Source organism: Pseudomonas sp. NyZ480 (assembly GCF_029537255.1).
Classification (GTDB): domain Bacteria; phylum Pseudomonadota; class Gammaproteobacteria; order Pseudomonadales; family Pseudomonadaceae; genus Aquipseudomonas; species Aquipseudomonas taiwanensis.
The window spans coordinates 2,297,986-2,317,375 of record NZ_CP120626.1 but is presented as its reverse complement, the minus strand read 5'-3'; the positions used below and the strand labels follow the sequence as shown (position 1 = coordinate 2,317,375).

Annotated in this window: 18 protein-coding genes; 6 read left to right on the top strand and 12 right to left on the bottom strand. The window is 62.0% G+C overall.

Annotated elements, in window-relative coordinates; translation table 11 throughout:
- Positions 1 to 23: 23 nt before the first annotated feature.
- From P3R38_RS10630 to P3R38_RS10610, 5 genes are all read right to left on the bottom strand, one after another.
- On the bottom strand, positions 24 to 866 hold the full coding sequence (locus P3R38_RS10630) for a Ku protein (protein ID WP_277687129.1): 843 nt from the start codon (positions 864 to 866) through the stop codon (positions 24 to 26).
- Positions 867 to 875: 9 nt separating this feature from the next.
- A complete protein-coding gene (locus tag P3R38_RS10625; RefSeq protein WP_167332796.1) occupies positions 876 to 1,013 on the bottom strand; it encodes a PSPA7_2676 family Cys-rich small protein in 138 nt (45 codons plus the stop codon).
- A gap of 91 nt (positions 1,014 to 1,104) precedes the next feature.
- Entirely contained in the window at positions 1,105 to 2,049 is a 945-nt protein-coding gene (locus P3R38_RS10620) for a malate dehydrogenase (protein WP_202676080.1), read from the bottom strand.
- A 157-nt stretch (positions 2,050 to 2,206) separates the two neighbouring features.
- Positions 2,207 to 3,391: a M20 aminoacylase family protein gene (locus P3R38_RS10615; RefSeq protein WP_023380176.1), complete on the bottom strand. Its 1,185-nt coding sequence runs from the start codon at positions 3,389 to 3,391 to the stop codon at positions 2,207 to 2,209.
- 1 nt (position 3,392) lies between these two features.
- Complete coding sequence (locus tag P3R38_RS10610) at positions 3,393 to 4,694, bottom strand: MFS transporter (RefSeq protein ID WP_277687128.1); 1,302 nt, start codon at positions 4,692 to 4,694, stop codon at positions 3,393 to 3,395.
- A gap of 372 nt (positions 4,695 to 5,066) precedes the next feature.
- On the opposite strand from P3R38_RS10610, the gene P3R38_RS10605 reads away from it, so the two are divergent.
- Positions 5,067 to 6,197 carry a porin gene (locus P3R38_RS10605; RefSeq protein ID WP_027907175.1) on the top strand — a complete coding sequence of 377 codons (1,131 nt, stop codon included), beginning with the start codon at positions 5,067 to 5,069 and terminating at the stop codon, positions 6,195 to 6,197.
- Here the strand turns inward: P3R38_RS10605 and P3R38_RS10600 are convergent.
- Complete coding sequence (locus P3R38_RS10600; protein WP_104882548.1) at positions 6,174 to 7,112, bottom strand: LysR family transcriptional regulator; 939 nt, start codon at positions 7,110 to 7,112, stop codon at positions 6,174 to 6,176. The two genes, P3R38_RS10605 and P3R38_RS10600, sit on opposite strands and share 24 nt — an antisense overlap.
- Before the next feature lie 133 nt (positions 7,113 to 7,245).
- A complete protein-coding gene (locus tag P3R38_RS10595; protein ID WP_202676079.1) occupies positions 7,246 to 8,601 on the bottom strand; it encodes a carbohydrate porin in 1,356 nt (451 codons plus the stop codon).
- A 248-nt stretch (positions 8,602 to 8,849) separates the two neighbouring features.
- On the opposite strand from P3R38_RS10595, the gene P3R38_RS10590 reads away from it, so the two are divergent.
- From P3R38_RS10590 to P3R38_RS10580, 3 genes are read left to right on the top strand one after another with little or no spacing between them, the layout of a single operon-like run.
- Positions 8,850 to 10,385 (top strand): GMC oxidoreductase, encoded by a 1,536-nt coding sequence (locus P3R38_RS10590; protein ID WP_277687127.1) that lies wholly within the window; start codon positions 8,850 to 8,852, stop codon positions 10,383 to 10,385.
- Positions 10,372 to 11,433 (top strand): sugar phosphate isomerase/epimerase, encoded by a 1,062-nt coding sequence (locus tag P3R38_RS10585; RefSeq protein WP_023380170.1) that lies wholly within the window; start codon positions 10,372 to 10,374, stop codon positions 11,431 to 11,433. The genes P3R38_RS10590 and P3R38_RS10585 overlap by 14 nt, the downstream gene beginning before the upstream one ends.
- Positions 11,430 to 12,581 (top strand): Gfo/Idh/MocA family oxidoreductase, encoded by a 1,152-nt coding sequence (locus tag P3R38_RS10580; RefSeq protein WP_023380169.1) that lies wholly within the window; start codon positions 11,430 to 11,432, stop codon positions 12,579 to 12,581. The genes P3R38_RS10585 and P3R38_RS10580 overlap by 4 nt, the downstream gene beginning before the upstream one ends.
- On the opposite strand, the gene P3R38_RS10575 is transcribed toward P3R38_RS10580, so the two are convergent.
- Both P3R38_RS10575 and P3R38_RS10570 read right to left on the bottom strand, forming a co-directional pair.
- Positions 12,504 to 13,472, bottom strand: a complete 969-nt coding sequence (locus P3R38_RS10575; protein ID WP_023380168.1) for a LysR family transcriptional regulator — start codon at positions 13,470 to 13,472, stop codon at positions 12,504 to 12,506. The two genes, P3R38_RS10580 and P3R38_RS10575, sit on opposite strands and share 78 nt — an antisense overlap.
- Positions 13,454 to 14,359 carry a LysR family transcriptional regulator gene (locus P3R38_RS10570; protein WP_277687126.1) on the bottom strand — a complete coding sequence of 302 codons (906 nt, stop codon included), beginning with the start codon at positions 14,357 to 14,359 and terminating at the stop codon, positions 13,454 to 13,456. Before P3R38_RS10570 ends, P3R38_RS10575 begins: the two co-directional genes overlap by 19 nt.
- A gap of 280 nt (positions 14,360 to 14,639) precedes the next feature.
- Here P3R38_RS10570 and P3R38_RS10565 point away from each other — a divergent pair, with 280 nt between their 5' ends.
- Both P3R38_RS10565 and P3R38_RS10560 read left to right on the top strand, forming a co-directional pair.
- The gene (locus tag P3R38_RS10565; RefSeq protein WP_023380166.1) at positions 14,640 to 15,266 is read left to right on the top strand and encodes a TetR/AcrR family transcriptional regulator; all 627 of its coding nucleotides are present in this window, start codon (positions 14,640 to 14,642) and stop codon (positions 15,264 to 15,266) included.
- Between the two features lie 95 nt (positions 15,267 to 15,361).
- The gene (locus P3R38_RS10560; RefSeq protein ID WP_023380165.1) at positions 15,362 to 16,588 is read left to right on the top strand and encodes a multidrug effflux MFS transporter; all 1,227 of its coding nucleotides are present in this window, start codon (positions 15,362 to 15,364) and stop codon (positions 16,586 to 16,588) included.
- Positions 16,589 to 16,650: 62 nt separating this feature from the next.
- Here P3R38_RS10560 and P3R38_RS10555 read toward each other — a convergent pair whose 3' ends face one another.
- The 3 genes from P3R38_RS10555 to P3R38_RS10545 all read right to left on the bottom strand — a co-directional run bounded on the left by P3R38_RS10555 (position 16,651) and on the right by P3R38_RS10545 (position 19,389).
- Positions 16,651 to 17,874 carry an MFS transporter gene (locus tag P3R38_RS10555; protein ID WP_277687125.1) on the bottom strand — a complete coding sequence of 408 codons (1,224 nt, stop codon included), beginning with the start codon at positions 17,872 to 17,874 and terminating at the stop codon, positions 16,651 to 16,653.
- Positions 17,875 to 17,974: 100 nt separating this feature from the next.
- On the bottom strand, positions 17,975 to 18,367 hold the full coding sequence (locus P3R38_RS10550) for a DUF6379 domain-containing protein (protein ID WP_023380163.1): 393 nt from the start codon (positions 18,365 to 18,367) through the stop codon (positions 17,975 to 17,977).
- Between the two features lie 11 nt (positions 18,368 to 18,378).
- Positions 18,379 to 19,389, bottom strand: coding sequence for a TIM barrel protein (locus P3R38_RS10545; RefSeq protein ID WP_023380162.1), 1,011 nt, complete (start codon positions 19,387 to 19,389; stop codon positions 18,379 to 18,381).
- Between the last annotated feature and the right edge of the window lies 1 nt (position 19,390).

The window sequence follows — 19,390 nt, the reverse complement described above, 5'->3', positions numbered from 1 at the left end:
AGCATGGGGGCGACCCGTCGCCCTCATGACGCCTTGCGCGAGCGTTTGGTCGTCGATTTCTTGCCCTTGACGGTCTTGCCGCCGCCCAGGCTGCGCTTGAGCAGTTCGGTGAGGTCGATGATGTCGGCGCCTTTCTCCGTACGGGTACCTTCGCCATTCTCCACCGTCTCGATCTTGCCTTTGCTGGCCTTTTCCTCCACCAGGTCAAGAATGGTCTGGCGAAACGCATCGTGGTACTCATCCGGGGACCACGGCCCGCTCATGTCCTCGACCAGCCGCTTGGCCATGTCCAGTTCGCGCTTGTCGACCTTGGCTTCGGTCACGCTCTTGTCCAACTCCAGGGTTTCAATGCTGCGCACCTCCTCGGGCCAGCGCAGGGTGATCATCACCAGGGCATCGTCCAGCGGCCGCAGCAACGCAAGGTGCTGACGGGTGTGCAGCACCACCGTCGCCAACGCCACCTTGCCGGTGCTTTCCAGGGTTTCGCGCAACAGTGCGTAGACCTTGCCACCACGGCGGTCGGGGCTCAGATAGTAAGGGGTGTCAAAGTGCTGCAGCGGGATGTCGCCGGCGTCGACGAAGGAGAAGATGTCGATGGTTTGGGTCGCCTCAGGCCGCGCGGCGCGAATCTCTTCCTCGCTGATCACCACATAGCGACCTTTCTCGTACTCCACGCCCTTGACGATGTTTTCCTTGTCGATGTCCTTGCCAGTGACCTTGTTCACCCGCTTGTAGCCCACCGGCTCCATGCTGCGCTTGTCGAGCCAGTCGAAATCGACCCGCTCGGTACGCACCGCCGTATTGAGCGAAACCGGGATGTGCACCAAGCCGAAACTGATCGCGCCTTTCCAGATGGCCCGCGCCATGCTGACCTCCTATGGGTTGAACGGATCGCCGGCGCTGCTGTAGCGCAGGGCGCCGCAGCGCTCGCAACACTGGCATTCGAGACCCGCGACTTCACGGGTCATCACCGTGCGCCACTGGCAACCACGCAGCAAGCAGACGAGTTTCATCAGCTACCCCTCCAGCCATCACCAAACGAGGCTTGTTACTGCAACTGACTGCGCGCTGACGCGAAGGTTTAATCCCAGGGCCATTGCACCCTCATGCCGTCCCGCTCACCAGTGCGTTCATCTCAGCGATATCACGCGCTACCTGGTCGGCGGAGTGGTCGAACATCGCCTGTTCCCGGGTATCCAGAGGCAACTCGATCACCTGCGAAACCCCGTCCGCTGCCAGTACGCATGGGACGCCCATGGCGATACCCGTGCGCCCGTACTCGCCCTCAAGCATCGCGACCGTCGGCACGATACTGCGCCGTCCGTAAGCGATGGCGTCCACCATCCGCGCAATGGCCACGCCCGGCGCATCGCAGGCGCTGCCCGATTTTTTCAAGCCGAGGATCTCGCCACCGCCCTGCCGTGTGCGCTGCACGATCCGCGCTATCTGCTCGTCCGACAGGAAGTGGGACAACGGCACCGAACCGACCGCGCAATAGCGCATCAACGGCACCATGCTATCGCCATGCCCGCCCAGCACCAGCGCGGTGATATCCCGCGCTGAAAAGCCGGTTTCCTCGGCGATGAAACACTTCATGCGTGCGGTATCGAGCACCCCTGCCTGCCCAAATACCTTGTTGCGCCCCAGCCCGCTGAGGGACCAGGCCCGATAGGTCAGTACGTCGACCGGATTGGACACCACCAGTACCGTGGCGGCTGGCGCATGCTGCTGGATATCCCGCATGATGCCATCGAGAATCGGCAGGTTGACGCTCAACACATCCTGACGCGACTGGCCGGGCTTGCGCGGCACACCGGCCGTTATCACCACCAGGTCGGAGCCCTGCAGGCATTGGGCATCGGCCCCGCCGTAAACCCGGGTATCAGACCCTGACTCGACCGCCGCCTGCCACACATCCAGTGCCTTGCCCCGTGCCAGATCACCCTGCACATCGATCAACACCAACTCGCTGCACAACTCTTCCAGGGCGATGGCCTGAGCCGCCGCCTCACCCACCATCCCAGCACCCACGATTGATAGCTTGTTCACCTGACACCTCCCGCGGTGCGCCACCGGCTATGCGCCCGCCTGTACAGAGAAGTATCGTCTGCTAAAGCCAAAAGACCACCCGCGCCTCAGGCGTACCAGCAGTGTCCGTGGAAACCGCGCGTGACAGCGTTGGCAGTTAAACCGCGCCCATCCACCATCAGCGCAAGTAGTCCTGGACCCACTTTACCCAACAATCGGCGCCAATCTTCACCAGCGCATCGTTGAAGTCGTAATGAGGATTGTGCACCGAGCATCCATGGAACTCGCCCGTACCATTGCCCAACATGAAGTAACAGCCTGGCCGCGCCTCCAGCATGTAGGCGAAGTCTTCGGTGCCCATGACCTTGCTGGGCATTTTGTCCAGCACTGAGCCGTCGGCGAACAAAGGCCTCAGGCTTTCACGGAGCAACGTGCTTTCGTGGTCGCTGTTGCACAGTGCGGGCGCCAGTTGGGTGAATTGCACATCGATCGCCACGCCGAAACTCTCGGCATGCCCCTTGACCAGAGCGTCGATGCGGCGGTTGATCTTGTGCTGGGTCTGGGCCGTGTCGGTGCGCACGCTCAACAGCATGCAGGCCTCGTCAGGGATGATGTTGTAGACGGTGCCGGCTTGGATCATGCCGATGCTGATGACCGCATATTCATCCACGCTCAGGTTGCGCGACTTGATGGTCTGGATGCCGCTGATCAGGCTGTTCAACGCCATCACCGGGTCCACCGACAGCTCCGGCATCGCACCGTGCCCGCCTTTGCCGGTAATGCGAATGCTCACCCGCTCAGAGGACGCCATGGTAGGCCCGGCCTGCACCACGCAGGTACCCACTGGCAGGCCAGGCATATTGTGTAATGCGTACACCGAGTCGCATGGGAAGCGCTCGAACAGGCCGTCGTCGATCATCGCCTTGGCCCCGCCCAGACCTTCCTCGTCAGGCTGGAAGATCACATTCACCGTGCCATCGAAGTCACGCGTCTCGGCCAGTTGCGCAGCGGCGGCCAGCAGGATCGCGGTATGCCCGTCATGGCCACAGGCATGCATGCGCCCGGGAATCTTGCTGGCATGCTCGAAGCGATTCTTTTCGCTCATGGGCAATGCGTCCATGTCGGCCCGCAAGCCAATGCTGCGTGGGCTGTCCCCTGCTTTCAATACGCCGACCACACCATGCCCACCGACATTGCGATGCACCTCATAGCCCCAGGCCTGCAGCCTGTCGGCCACCAATGCGGCGGTATTGGGGGTGTCGCCGCCCAGTTCCGGCGCAGCATGGATCTGCCGACGAAGCATGACGAACTCATCCAGCTCTGCAGACGAGGGCCGAGGTTGCTTGCTCTGGAAAGTACCCATGTCACGCGCATCCTTTGTTTTCAGGGAAATGTTTGAGGCAGGCCAGGCTGACGACGCCCCCAGCCAATAGGAAATAGGCTGGCGCCAGCGCGGTGCCCATCACGCCAATCAACCAGGTAGCCACCAGCGGCGAAAAACCACCGAAGATCGTCACCCCCAGGCTATAGCTGACTGAGGTGCCGAAGGAGCGCCGAGCTTTGGGAAAACCTTCCATGATCAATGCGAAGAACGCACCGGCACCGATGCAGGTCGGCAGGATCAGGATGGCTACGCACATCATGGCCAGGCCTGTGTGTCGCACTTCGCCAAGCAGGTGGAACACCGGCAGTATCAGCACCACCGGCGTCGCAACCGTCCACGCCAGCAGGCGCTTCCTGAGTTGATACTTGTCCGCGAATCGGCCAGCCAACGGGCAGATGATTGCCATGCAACCGCTGCTGATACAGGCAATGGCCATGGCGCTGCCCGGCGGGTAATGCAACGCCGTGGTCAGGTAGGTGGGCATGTAGAACACGAACAGGTACATGCCTATGGTCGAACTGGCCATCAGGCCGATGCCTAGGCCGATACGCTTGAGCAGCTCGGCGTCGAGCCCCCGCTCGGCCTTCTGCGCAGGCCCTGTGTCGTGGATTTCGGGCAAACGCGTGCGAATGTACCAGCCGACCGGACCGATCAGCAGCCCGAAGATGAACGGTATTCGCCACCCCCAGCTTTCAAGGGCAGCGGGGTCGAGCAACTGGTTGAGGGCAACGCCAAAGCCTGCTCCCACCAATGCGGCGTATCCCTGGCTGGCGGCCTGCCAGCTGACATTGCGGCAACGGTTGCTCACTGCACTGGATTCCATCAGGAACACCGACGCGGTGCCGACTTCCCCGCCCGCCGACATGCCCTGGATGAGCCGGCCCGCCACCAGCAGCAAGGTCGCGAAAATACCTATCTGCGAATACGTCGGCGCGAAGGCGATCAGCCCGGTGCCCAGGGTCATCAGCCCGATGGTCAGGCTCAATGCTGCCTTGCGTCCATGCCGATCGGCGTAGCGACCGATGACCATCGCCCCGACCGGTCGCATCAGGAAACCGACGCCAAAGGTGGCCAGCGACATGAGCAATGAAGCCATCGCCGAGTCGGAGGGGAAAAAGTGCTTGCCGATCAGCACAGCGAAAAAGCTGTAGATCGTAAAGTCGTACATCTCCAGCGCGTTGCCCAACGAGCACGCGATCAAGGTTTTGCGGGAGGAGGATGCTTTCGCGGCTGAATGCGGGCCTGTCTGCACGACTGACGGCGCGGGGGGCGTTCTGGTCATTGTTGTCTCCGATGGCAAATCGCGGCGTGCAACGAATATCTGCCAATCGGGCACTCAACACACTTGCAGTTTCGGCATGAAGCTAACCTCTGGTTAATTGGCCTCATCGGTGGTTGGCCAATTTGCCCTGAGCTAGCGCACAGTTTGCCCTGCCTCGCCACACCGCCCCAATAATGCCCACCGAACCGCGCCTGAAGGGCCGCTTCTCGGCGGCTTGGCAGCCTCTGTAGAAACGGCGCTCCCGCGAAACACAACGCCGCGTGAAGCTGCTATTAACCAAACGGCATGACATGGCCGAATAAGCAATCACGCTGAAACGTTCCGTTCACCGACGCTACGGGCACACATCACTGTGCTGGCTTGGAGTCGTGAATGAACACTCGCATGACGTCGTTGCTGTTGATGATCCAAGGGGCTTGCCTGGCCGTTCAGGCGCAAGCCGAAGGCTTTCCGGCGCTCGATCGCCTTGCGCCAGGTTTTGGTTACTACGGCGTGGATTACGGTTTCGATGACCAACTCAAGGTCTATGGCACCGTGGATGCATTCGCCAGCTATCACGATTCGCAGCACCATTCGGGCTACCGGCTGGCCGGGGGCGGCGCATGGACCAACAAGCTCGGGCTGTATGCCCGCAAGGGGCTCAGCCCCGATACGGTGCTGGAGCTCGACGTCGAAGAGGGCTTCAACATCAACGGCAAAGCCCTGGACGCAACCTGGGACAGCATTGGAAGTCTGCGCCTGGCAACGATCGCCCTGCGCTCGCGAACCCTGGGCAAGCTCGAGTTCGGCAAGACCTACAGCATGAGCACGCCCACCTACGCCGACCCGTTCCTGGCCACCTACGGCTCGCCTTACACCTACCTGGCCCTGCCTGCCGCTGGCAAGGGCGCCTATTACCTGGACCTGCGCCCCAAGCACACCCTGGCCTATACCAGCCCGAACCTGGACGGTTTCAGCATCGGCACCGCACTGAGCTTCGGCTTCGATGATGCCGCCAGCGCGGGGCGCACCGTCCGTGGCGGCGGTGCCAAGTTGCAGTACCGCAACAGCCAGGTCATGCTGCTGGCCTCCTACAACCTGTACTACAGCGATCCGTATGACGACGGTGGCGTCTCCCGGCAGACGGCCAACCACTACAAGAGCCTGTCAGCGTTCTATGACTTCGGCCCGTTGTCCACCAGCATGACCTGGCAACGCCAGGAGGTGGACCAGTCCGGTACGCCCAGCACCACGCTGTACACCTTCGGCGTGCTGGCACCGGTCGGCAATCGGGACGTCCTGCGCCTAGCCGTGATGCAACGCCAAGTCAGCGCCGGCGACAAGGACGCAACCGGGGTGATGATCGGCTATGACCATTTCATCACCCCGCGTTGGGCCATCTATGGGCGACTCGGCAGGATCGTCAACCAGCGAGCTTCGTCGGTCACCTACGCCGGCACACCGGTGGACCAGGTTGGCGATGATCCAAGCAATGTCGCGCTAGGAATGTACTACCACTTCTGAGAGTACCGGGCGAGTTTGCCTGAGCACCTGCCCGCGCAAGCTGTGGAACAGCTCCTGGGCAGGTGCCGTAAGGCTATGGCGGTCGATGCAGACCAAATTGATGGGGTAGTCCGGAATCAGCTCCTGCACCGGCATGGCCACGTAGTCGCACTCGACGCCAAAGGTGAACCCCTGGTCCACGGCCAGCTCACTGATCGTCATCAACGATTCGGTGTTCTTAAGCAGCTTGAGCGCCATCATCACGGAGGTGCATTCGACGGTGTTCTGCGGCACCCGAAGGCCATTGCTTTCGAACAACTGATGAAACTGCGACGCCTGGTCCGACAGTTCATCCAGGCTGATCCAGTTGGCATACTGCAAGGTGCGCAGCGACTTGGCGAACTTCTGCTGATTCGACGCATGGCAGATCACCCTGCCCTTGATACTGCCCAGTGCCTCCCAATCCAGACTCATACGGCTCAGCGGCTGCTGGGAGGTAATGGCGAAATCGAGGCTGCCATCGCGCAACCGCTGCAGGATCTGGGACGGCCGCAAGTCGGTGATGGTGATCTTCACCCTCGGGTACTTACGCCGAAAGGCCAGGATGCTCTCATCGACACCGTCGAGCATCGCAGTCAGCGAAGTGACCCCGATGGATACCGCGCCCAGCGCGGCATCCTGAATGCTCGCAGCTTCGATCTGCAGGCGCCGGATACTCTCCACCACGAGGTTGGCATGGCGAATGACGCGCTTGCCTTCCTCGGTGAGCGCCATGCCTTTGTGCGAGCGCTGCAACAGGGTAAAGCCAACCTCCCGTTCCAGCTCCTTGATCGAACGGCTCAATGCGGGCTGCGTGATGTGCATGAGCTTGGAGGCTTCAAGGATGCTGCCTGCGTTATGGATGGCGACCAGCGCCTTGAGTTGGTGAAGTTTCAACCGTCTGTACCTTGTTGTTAGCGGGCCGGGTTGATGCCCCGTACAGATTACACGGCCACACACGCCCTTGAAACATGCAGGCACTTTTCACATTCACCAACTAAGCACGTGCTCTACCCTATAAAGTCCCCACCTAGAAGTTCCAATACATGCTGGTCTGCCACAAGAAGGCATCCCCGCGCTTGGGCACTAACGTTGGATTATCCTGATACGTAAACCCGTTGATCCAATAGATACCCTTGGTGACCCGGAAGGCGTGGGAAAGTGAGACGGCGGTAATAGTATCGGCGGGCGCCAAACCTCGTTCGCCCATTACGTCGCGAAAGTCCTTACTGATAAATGAGCGGGTAAAGCCAATGGATGTCATATCACGAGGCCGCCCCGGAAACAGGCCGATGTCAAATAACGTGAACTGGACATCGCCGTTGTAAGCGTTGCGGTCCTTTGGCGCCCAGCTTGCCTTGGTATCCAGGTACAACCCTTGCGCAGTACCCGGGCTGGGGGTGGTCAACTGGATCGTATTGGCAACATACGCACCGTAGTTACTGTCGGTCGGCTGCTGCGTCTTCAAATAGGTGTAGTGCGATGTGTTATAGATCAGCCCGGCTCGGAACCAATGCGAATGGCTGCCCTGACCGGGCTGGACTTTGTAGCCGAACTCATTGACGAACAGGGGATTGGCGCCATCCACGTGCCACTTCAAGCCATAGGGGTTCTTTTGCACATCGGCCAGGAACCCTTCAGGTGTCATGCTTCGGCTGATGGAGGAATGGTTGTACCAGCGTTTGCTGTCGTCGCGGAAGGTGACATCGAATGACGGCGTCGGTGCGTTCAGGCTCAGGCCCACCTGAACCGGTATCACGCTGGTCGGACCAAGGGCCGCCGATGCCGAGTTACCGCCCAGAATCATGCCGTAGAACTGGCGAATCAGGGGGTAGAAGCCGTATTGCAGCTCCAGCTTGCCGTCGTTGAACGGCTGGTTGACCGCGAGAATCGCGACGTTGTGCAACCTTGGGTAGCCCTGTTGGTAGTTGGATGTCTGCACCTGCGGCGTGAATGTCAGCTGTGCATCCTTGCTGAAGCCGATGCGCTCAAGGTCATAGGTCAAGGTCAGGGCGACACTCTGGCTGTAGGTGAAATTCTGCCCGCCGTATTCTTGCGGGTCGCGGTTCTGACCTTTCAGGTCGTAAAGCCCCATCGGGTTCCAGGTCAGCTGTGCGCCGATACCCCGGTCGGCCAGTTCGGAGCGAATGCCGCCGGCATCGCCAAGCAGCGACTCACAGTTAGATTGAGGGCGGATGACAGCGGTCGCCCGCGAGAGAAACTGGTCAAAGTATTCACAACTGTAAGGTGCCGGTGCCTTGGACGCTTGGCCGACCGTGTCGTTTGTTTCTTCAGTCGACCCGGCAAACGCCGAATGGGTGAGTACCGATGAAACCAGCAGCATTAAAATGGACGGCAGGCAACTGCCCTTGTGACTTTTAAGCACGTCAGGACTCCCGAAGTTCTTGTAGTTGTACGGAAACCATCGCAAGGCGTGGACTTGCACCACAAGTAACCCACAGCAGCCGTTAACTTAGAAATCGTTTATGGCGAGCACCTCCTATCTTCATTGATTATGCCTCGGCATTACCCATCAGCTGGACGGATACTGCCACATCGATATTTATCATGCCCCGCCGCAACGTTTGAAACGCATACTTCCAGGCTGTTAGCCACTCGCGGAGAATTCCAATAATGCGTGACGCGATGATCGATGTAGATGTGCTGATCGTTGGCAGCGGGCCGGTCGGTGCGACATGCGCTCGCCTGCTCGTCGACCAGGGCCACTTGCACGTGCTGATGGTGGATGCCGGCCCACGATTGACCGAGCGCGCCGGCCTGCACGTTCGCAACCTGCCTGAAGAGGCCCGCGTGGCAGCACAGGTCGCCGCGCAAGGGCCGACCGCCTTCCGCTACGCAGTGCCCAGCATGCCTGAACGCGCCGGCGCTGCCGTGTCGGGCCGCTATCGACTCGAGCATCTCGTGCGCCCCGGCACTCACCTGCCGAACGGAGAACGATGGGGTGAACTGCCTGCCGCCGCTTGCTCGACCAATGTTGGCGGCATGGGCGCGCACTGGACGTGCGCGTGCCCACCGCCGGCCGACGGTGAAGCCATCGGCTTCATCCCCACCGACGAGATGCAAGCCGCCTTGGCGACAGCCAGGGAGCTGCTGCAAGTTACGGCGGCCGCGTACCCAGATACCCCTGTCAGCCAACGCCTGCGTGAACGCCTGAGCAATGCCTTCGCTGAGGTCACTTCGCGCGATCGCGCCGTGCAGCGCATGCCGCTTGCCTGCAGTGCCGAGCACGACCAACGCCGATGGAGTGGCAGCGATACGATTCTCGGTGCCCTGGCGGACGAAGCAGGCAGGCCGGAGCGATTCGAACTACGCCATGACACCGCCTGCCTGCAGTTGCTGGTCAGGCACGACCGCGTGATCGGTGCCCAACTGCTGGACCGCAGCAGCGGCACACGTTACCGCGTCGACGCCAAGACCGTCATCGTCGCCGCCGATGCACTGCGCACCCCGCAACTGCTCTGGGCCTCGGGCATACGCCCCCAGGCCCTCGGCCGCTACCTCAACGATCAGCCCCAGGTCGTGCATGCCGTTCGACTCGATGCCGAGGAATGCGGTATCACCCGCCCTGGAGAGGATGCGACGGTTGGCGTGTACTGGGTACCCTTCGACCGGCAGCATCACCCGTTTCATGGCCAGGTCATGCAGATGGAAGCGTGCCCGGTTGCACTGACGGATGAAGCCCAGGCGAACGTCGAGCACATCGTCGCCCTGGGCTGGTTCTGCTGCAAGCAGGACATCCGCGCCGAAGACCGTGTGCGCTTCAGCGAGACCGAGAAGGACTTCCTCGGCATGCCCGCCATGACCCTCGACTACAGCTTGACCGAACGCGACCTGGCACAGGTCGACAAGGCGCGCGACCTGTTGCAGCGCGCAGGCAAAGCCCTCGGCCAGCCACTGGGTGAAGCACCTTTGATGTTGCCGCCAGGCAGCTCGCTCCACTACCAGGGCACGACGCGCATGGGCGAAGCGGACGATGGCACCAGTGTCTGTGACGACCGCGGCCAGGTATGGGGCTTCAGGAACCTGTTCGTCGCAGGCAACGGCGTCATTCCCACTCCGACGGCCTGCAATCCGACGCTGACCAGCGTCGCCCTCGCCGTACGCGCCTGCGAGCGCATCCTGCAGGAGCACACCCATGGTCACGCTTAAAGGCCCCTCGCTGTTCGTTGCGCAGTTCGTGGGCAATACCGCCCCCTTCGACACCCTGGACAACCTGGCCGAGTGGGCAGCGAGCCTTGGCTACAAGGCCTTGCAACTCCCCTGCGATCCACGCCTGTTCGACCTGCAGCAGCTTGCGCAAAGCCAGGGCTATGCCGATGAGATCCGCGGTCGGTTGGACCGACACGGGGTCGTTGTCAGCGAGCTTTCCACTCACCTACAAGGTCAGTTGATCGCCGTGCACCCTGCCTACGACACGCTCTTCGACGCGTTCGCTCCCCGTGAAGTGCGCGGCAACCCCGGCGCACGCCGGCAATGGGCCAGCGAACAAGTGGCGCTGGCTGCGCGGGCCTCTGCGCGCCTCGGCTTGACGGCCCACGCGACCTTCTCCGGTTCGCTGGCATGGCCCTACCTCTATCCTTGGCCGCAACGTCCGCAAGGGCTGGTCGAGCGAGCTTTCAAGGAACTGGGCGATCGCTGGCGTCCTCTGCTGGACACCTACGACCGGCACGGCGTGGATGTCTGCTTCGAGCTGCACCCCGGCGAAGACCTGCACGACGGAGTCAGTTTCGAGCGCTTTCTGGCCGAGGTCGACCAGCATCCCCGGGCAAAACTGCTGTACGACCCCAGCCACCTGCATCTGCAGCAGGTCGACTACCTGGCCTTCATCGATCACTACCATGCACGGATCGGGGCATTTCATGTCAAGGATGCCGAGTTCCGACCCGATGGCCGCCAGGGTCTCTACGGCGGCTATGGTGACTGGATATCACGCGCTGGCCGATTCCGCTCGTTGGGCGACGGACAGATCGACTTCAAGGCGATCTTCTCGCGCCTGGCAACCTACGACTATCCAGGCTGGGCCACCCTCGAATGGGAGTGCTGCCTCAAGCATCCCGAGGACGGTGCCCGCGAAGGCGCGCGGTTCATCGCAGAGCACATTATTCCCGTGGCGCGCTACGCCTTCGACGACTTCGCAAGCAGCACCCTCGACGCAACGGCGCAATCGCATCTGCTGGGCATAGGAGGCGAGCGATGAGTGCACAGACACGGCGTCTGCGACTTGGCATGGTCGGCGGCGGTGACGGCGCGTTCATCGGTGCCGTCCACCGCATGGCAGCCCGCCTCGACGACCGCTTCGAGTGGGTCGCGGGCGCATTGAGCAGAGATCCCGCACGAGCCGATTCCAGCGCCAGGGCATTGTTCATTCATCCAGGGCGCAGCTACCACGACTGGCAGGTAATGGCGCGCGCCGAAGCGATGCGTGACGATGGCATCGATGCCGTGGTGATCGCCACGCCCAATCACCTGCACATACCGATTGCGTCGGCATTCATCGACCATGGTATCGATGTGATCTGCGAGAAGCCCCTCGCCCGCACGTACGCCCAAGCTCATGCACTGGCCGCGACCGTACGTGCGAGCGATCGCATCTTTGCCGTGACCTATCCCTACAGCGCCTACCCCATGGTGCGTGAGGCGCGCCGATTGGTAGCCGCCGGAGCCATCGGCGAGGTACGCGTGGTCCAGGTCGAGTACGCCCAGGAATGGCTCACGGATCTGTCGCAGAGCCCGCAGGCAACCTGGCGCGATGACCCTGACCAAGCTGGGCCGGCCGGGGCACTGGGCGATATCGGCAGCCACGCCTTGCACCTGGTGGAGTTCGTCAGTGGCCTGGTATTGAACGAAGTCTGCGCAGACCTCGCATCGCTGGTGTCTGGACGTCGCCTGGACGACCAGGTGCAAGCGCTGTTGAGGTTCACCAACGGCGCTCGGGGCGGCCTCTGGGCCTGCCAGGTGGCGCCCGGACAGGAGAATGGGCTACGCCTCCGGCTGTTCGGCAGCAAGGGCGCATTGGCCTTCGATCAACAACAACCCGAGGCGCTGCTGTTCACCGAAACCGGCCAGGCGACGCGCATCATCAAACGCGCAGCGGGCGAACATGCGCGACAACGGGATGCGCTGTTGCGCCTACCCGCGGGCCATCCGGAGGGATACCTGGAGGCATTCGCCCAGCTTTATTGCGATTACGCAGAGCTCTGGCTGGCACGACAAACCCTGCGTCCCGCCGCCTACGCAGCTACCCTGCTACCTGATTTCGACACAGGACTACGCGGTCTCGCCGCTATCGAGGCCATGTTGCGCAGCCACGCCCTGGGTGGCCAATGGGTGAAGCTGGGACACTGAGCGCCCTTCCCCCACTGGCGCTTGCACAAGCTGGGCTGCGCATGTGAGCAACTGCTCGCGCAGCCACGTGTGCGCGGGTTCCTGATCACGGTGTCTGGGCCATTGCATCACTTGCCGGCAACGCGGTGCCTGTTGTGAGGCGTTGAGCATCCGCAGGTTCGGGTAGCGTTGGCAGAACCTGCGCGCGATGAAATCCGGCAGCCTCACGCGCAGATTGCTCGCCCCGAGCAGTGTCGGCAACGCCAGCAGGTGGTCGGTGCGCCAACCCTCGGTCGACTTCAGCCCAAGGTCCGAAGCGATCACCTCGCAGCCATCGTCTGGATCGACGACAAAGCTCGGCTCGACCGGGCGCTGGCAGACCAGCGTCGCCAGCGGCACGTCGAGCAGCATCTGGCTGGCGTAGGCCTCGTCGTGCTCATCGAATGGGCGGATCAGCACATCTGCGCCATGACGCTGGAAAGCATCCTGGACTGCGCTCTCGCCCAGCTGGGAAATCGACAGCACTTCCAGACGAGCCCCAGGCGCAAGCTTCACCAGGCGTTGATACAGCAGCGGAATGAGAAAACCCGCGTCGAGGTCCGAGCACATCACCTTGAACGATTGCCGGGTATGCGCAGCATCGAATACCTTGTCGCGACGCGCGATCTCGGCCGCTCGATGCACGGCATGACGCACTTTCTCGCGCATTTCCAGTGCCAGCGGGGTCGGGCGCATCCGTCGGCCGTCCGGCTCCAGCAGGGGGTCATCGAAATGCAGGCGCAACCGGGCCAGGCCTGCGCTGATCGCGGGCTGGCTGACGTACAGCTGCTCGGCTGCCCGACTGACACTGCAGTGTTCAAGCAATGCGTCCAGCACGACCAGCAGGTTCAGGTCTAGAGCCCGATAACGCATGGCAGCGCTCCTTTGTCCGGCAGGTTCACACAGCCTCGGATCAACTGACGTACCCAATCGTGCAGTGGCTCTTGTATGACGCCAGCCCGCCAGGACAGCCGCTGCACCAGCCTTGCGGTGTCGAAAGGCAGCGGCCACACCTGGAGCGGTCTCTGCGTCCTGTACGCACGACTCAGGGACGCGGGCACGCAGGCAATCGCCTGCCCTGCGTCCAGGTAGGTATCAAGGGCCAGGTAACCCGGCACCCACGCACAGATGTCGCGGGTTTCATCGCCCGCGAAGTGCTGCCCCGCCACCCGCAGGTGCGGCAGGCGGTTGAACGTTTCCAGGCTCAGGCCGTCTTGCAAGGCGGGGTGATCGGTCCGGGCGAGACACTGCCACTGCTCATCGAAAAGTGCCTCACTATGGCTGCAGGCGTCGCTGGCGATCATGAAATCGATCTGCTGACGCGCCATCCAGGCATCGAGGTTTTCAGCGCTGCCCCGGGGTGCGGCCAGCAGTTGAACGCGCATGGCAGGCGCTTGCCGGCCCAAAGCCCTGATGATCCGTGGCAGCAGTTGCTGGGCCAGATCGTCGGTGCAGGCAATGCGCAACGTAGCATCGCACTGCGCGGGCACGAAGGCCGTTGATTGTTCGAGCAGGCCGCCCACATCCTGCAACCACTGCCTCACCAAAGGCTTGAGCTCCTGACTAAGCGCGGTGGGCAGCATGCTGTGATTGCCCTTGACCAGCAGTTCGTCTGCGAAATGCTCGCGCAACCTGGCCAGCGACGAGCTGACGGTGGACTGCCCCAGGCCCAGGCGTTGCGCGGCCCTTGAGACGTTGCACTCCTGCAGAAGGATATCCAGCACCATCAGCAGATTCAGATCCAGCCCCTTCAATCGCATGAGCGCGGCCCCTCAACGACGTGAAGACTGAAGATGGAGACACCCAAGCGCATTAGGATCGGACGGCCCTCCTGGTTGCGGCGTTGGCATTCTTGCTGGCATTTCCATGTCGACCTCCTGCACCCGCCTCGGCGAGCGGGCCTTTCTTGTTGTGGGTGGCAAGCAAAATCGCTTGCAAATAGAATCATAATTCTGGTTCTATGAGTCATACTTAATTGCCTTTTCATGTCCGTCAAGTTTTTCCTTGCGGGCCATCGGAAAAAACTCCAAGCTTGCCACCATGACTACCCCAAACGTACGCCCGCCCCAGCAAGACCGAAGCCGCCAGTCCCTGGAAAAAGTGCTCACCGCAGCGCGACAACTACTGTGCGAAAGCCTCACCGCAGACCTCACGCTGATTGAGGTCAGCAAGGCAGCTGGCGTATCGATCGGCTCGATCTACGGCCGTTTCAAGGGCAAGGACGACTTGCTGCAAGTAGTCTTCGAAGATGCGCTCGAGAAGATGGACCTCGAGTGGCAGTCCTCGATGCGCGAGCTTGGCGCCCGCCAGCTTGACCTCTCGGAACGGTTACCACTGTTGGTGGACACCCTGGCCGAACACCTGGCCCGGCATGCCGCGATCCTCAAGCCATTCATGAACCGCGCCAGCCACGCCGATATCGCCCGTTCAGGCAAGGAATATCACGCCAGGATGGCAGCCGCGTTCATGGCACAGATCAACGCGCACCAGGATGAAATCCGTCATCCAGACCCTGACCGCGCCATCCATTCCTGCTTCCGCATCATCTACTCCTCGCTTGCCCGTTTCCTTGGGCTGGGCTCGGCGGCCGACGCCGCGGGCGAAGGCGACTGGAACCACTTGAAGCAAGACCTGGGCACCATGAGCGTGCTCTTCCTCACCCATTGACCGCCTCCCGCCTCGGCTCAACCGCCGAATCGGGATTGGCACTGCCTTAAATTAGAATTAGAATTCTTGTTTTATCCAATCAGGAGGTTAGCCCCTTGAAGGCGATAGACCCGCATGCACGCGCGTTTCTGATCCTCATGGCCGCCGTGAGCGCCTTGGGTGCGCTAGGAATCGACATGGCGCTGCCGGCCAACGGCAGCACCGCTTCAGCGCTAGGGATCGCGCCGGAGGCGATGGTCTGGTCACTCAGCGTGTTCCTTGCTGGCTTCGCCGCCGTTCCACTGATCGCGGGCCCGCTGTGCGACCGCTACGGCAGAAGGCCGGTGCTGCTTGTCTCGCTGGTGCTGTTCAGCGTGGCCAGCCTGGGCTGTGCGCTGTCGGACAGCCTCGGTACGTTGCTTTCCTGGCGGTTGCTGCAGGGCGTCGGCGGCGGCGCTGGCCGGCCGGTGATCCTGGCAATCATGCGGGACTGTTTCCAAGGCAGCGAGGCGCGCAGCAAGCTGTCGTTCATGGCCGCCCTAGGGATGCTCGCGCCTCTGCTTGCACCGAGCCTGGGCTCGCTGCTGATCGGGTTTGCACGCTGGCAGATGCTGTACGTGTTCCTGGCGGTTTACGGGATCGTGATCGGGCTGCTGCTCGCCCGTGGTTTCAAGGAAACCCTCAAGGTTCCCCTGCCCCAGCTCAGCCCAAGGTCCCTGGCCGCGGGATACATGAAGGCGCTGGCAGAACCCCTGTTCCTTGCCGGCACCCTCGTTACGTCTGCCTCGTTCGCCTCGATCTTCGCCTACGTCGGTGCCGCCCCCAGCCTGTTCATCGATACCCTGGGGCTGACCCCACAACAATTCGGGCTCACCTTCGGCGCCTGCTCGGCGGGACTGATCGTGGGGGCCGTCAGCAACGGGCGCCTCAGCGCCAAACATGTCGAAGCACACAAACTGCTGCTCGCCGGCGCCGGGTTGGCCGTCGCGGGCTGTGTAGGGCTGGCGACCTGCGCACTCACCGACGCCCGTTCGATCTGGCCCTGGTTGGTCGCCATCCTTGCATTGACGATGTCTGGCGGGCTGGTCAGTGGCAATGCAACGCAAATGGCGCTGCAGCCTTTCCGTCAGCACGCCGGCACTGCCAGCGCGCTGATGAGTGCCATGCAGATGGCCGGTGCATCGCTGGCTGGGGCACTGGTTGCCGCCCTGGCGTCCTTCGGCAGCGGCCTGTCGATGGTGATCGTCTGCGCCCTGTGCCAGGCGTTCATGGTTGGCGGAATCGTCTGGCTACGTGCCCAGTGGCCTTCCAGGGAGAGTGCGAGCGTGGCTGCAGAGTCGTGACGCTGACAAAACAAAGGGCCTCCTGAACAGGAGGCCCTTTGTTTTACTGCCGATAAAGCGTTTCAGGCGGGAAGCTTGCGTAGCGCATGCCCGCGTCCGGAAAGCGAATAGGCGAAGATCGCGGCTGCTAGCACCAACGCCACGCCACCGAATACCGAAAACGGCACCATGATATTGCCCTCAGCCTGCACGCGCAGCAGGTTGACGAACAGTGGGCTGACGAACATCCCGGCGAAGAAGGCACTGGACCACGCCCCCATCGCCCGACCGCGATGCGCAGGCCCCACCAGCGAGGCCACCCAGAAGATCATCGCGCTGACGGCCATGCCGGCACCGACCTGTTGAACCACCGCGCCAACGCCCATGACCATCGGGTTGCGTGCCTGCCCGATAGCGATCATGCCCGCACCGATCAACGCCAACGTGACGGTGAGCACGCGCTCCGGCGTGGTCCGGCTGGAGACCCAGCCGAACAGCAATGCCCCCAGCGGCACCGCCAACGACGCCAACGACATCAGCATGCCGATGCGCTGCGGCGATGCGCCGTCCAGTGCATGGAACGCGGTACCGGCGTTGATGGTGTAGACGTAGTACACGACGGCAATGACGAAGGTGGTCAGGCAGATGGTCGCCATGCGCAGCCAAGGGAAAACGCTGTCGTCGATCAGCGGCTCGTCATCGTGGCGGGTATCGGCATCGGGCTCGAACATCCATACCTTCATGGCCAAGCACAGCGGGAAGGCGATGGTGTAGATCCAGAACGCGCCATTCCAGACCATGGCGGTCAGGTAGCCAGAGCTGGCGATGACAGCGGCGGCGAGCGAAGGCCCGACGAACCCTTGCAGCGCCAGCCAGAAGCGACGACGGCGGACATTGAAATAGTTCACCAGCATGGTGTTAGCCAGCGTCAGTACCACGGCCTCCGCCAGACCCACGCCCAGACGGCTGGCGAAGATCAGCGTCAGCGACTGGCACCACAGCGGCATGGTACCGCACACGCCGAACAGGAATGTCGCACCGATGAGCAGACGACGACGCCCCAGCCGGTCGGCAAGCAAGCCGGCAAAAGGCGCCACGAAGGCGATGACCAAGCCCGGTGCGGTGATCATCAACGGGATAAGCACCTGCGCATGGGCGACAGGCGCGAAGTGCTCGATCAGCGTCGGTACAGCCGGTGCCAGCGAGACAATAGCCAGAATGGGCAGGAATCCGGTCAGCACCATGATCAGGCCTTGCGCCACCCCGGCGCGTGGAGCGGTTTGAGCAGCAGAAAGGGGAGTTCCCACGATCTTCTCCTTCATTGTTCTTGTGGAGATCAAACGGACTGGGCACGCAGCAAGGCGAATCGGGAAGGCCCGACTCGCCCGCGTTCAGGACAGGTTCAGTTCATTGCGTCAGCGCGACATCCGCCTCGCACGTCGTGGTGGGCACGAACGGCAGGTAGGAAATCCGCAGCTTCTCGGCAAGCTTCAGGCGATGCTTGCCCTCGGCGAGGCCGCCGGGCTTGAGCACGATCAGCTCGGCTTTCTCGCCAAAATTCCAGCGGTCGTCGTACACGGTTTCCAGCTCATCCAGGCTCCAGCTGCGGCCCCTTACGCTAAAGCGAATCGCACTGCGTTCGATCGCCTCGCCGTCCACGCTGATAGCGATGTCTTCGATCATCGACAGGCCCAGGCCGCGGTAATACGGCAAACGCGCGAGGAAGCGGAAGCCGGTGACCTTGCCGCCTTCGATGACATTGTTGAAGCCTTCCTGGCAAATCATGTGTTTATCGAACATCGGGGCTATCCTCAGGCGGCCAAAGCGGCGGGCAGATCTTCGTTCAGCAGTTTGCAGAACATGCGGTGTTGCAGGCGAACCTGATGCAGGCTGTCGACTTCGAAGGCGTCTTCCACCCAACGGTTGCCCTCGTACTCGGAACAGACATAACCCTCATAGCCACCTTTTTGCAGCACGCGGAAGATCTCGTCATACGGGATCGACCACTCTTGCAGCGACTCGGTCATCTCGTAGAACTTGGCGTGGATATTGTGGATGCGCGGCATGAAATCGAGCATTCGCTTGGGTTCGAACGCCGCGTTGTGTCGCAGGGTCTCGGCCATCGCCAGTTGCGGGCCCGGCCCCCATTTCTCCATGACGTCCAGGATGACGTACTCGCTGAGGCGGCGGTCTTCGTAGCTCTTTTCGATGAAGTCGGCGGCAGCGACCGGGCAGCCATTGCGGATGAACCGCTCCTTCCAGACCCGCGGGAAGCGATCGAGAAACATCCCCATGTCCGGCAAGAAGCCCAACGCCTGGGTACCGGCGCGCTCATAGGCTTCGGCGTGGCGGATGATCCAGGGATGGTCGAAGTGCAGCGGAGCATGAACTTCAAGGAGAATCTTCAGCCCCAGTTCTTCGGCATAAGGTGCGGCGGCCACCAAGACTTCCGGGTCGACCGAGACCAGCGAGCGGATGTATTTCATGCCCAGGCGCGCACCGAACTCCAGGTCGTTGCGCACACTGCGAACCTGCTCTTCGAAGGGCATCGGCCGCCCTTTGTAACGCTTGTAATCGAGCATGAAGTCGTGGCTCACCGGCACGGTGCCGTACTTCTTCATCAGGTGATGCCAATGCTCGATGGCCGTGTCGGCCACGCCCTGCTCCGGCCAGCCCGCGAAGCTCTGCTCACCGATGATCTCGATACCCAGTGCCCCCATCTGCGCGCACTGGTGGATGCAATCGGCCAGGTCCATCTTGCCGAGGAAGGTTTCGTTCTGGAAGCTGTACAGACTGACGCCGCGTTTGATCTTGTTGTTCATG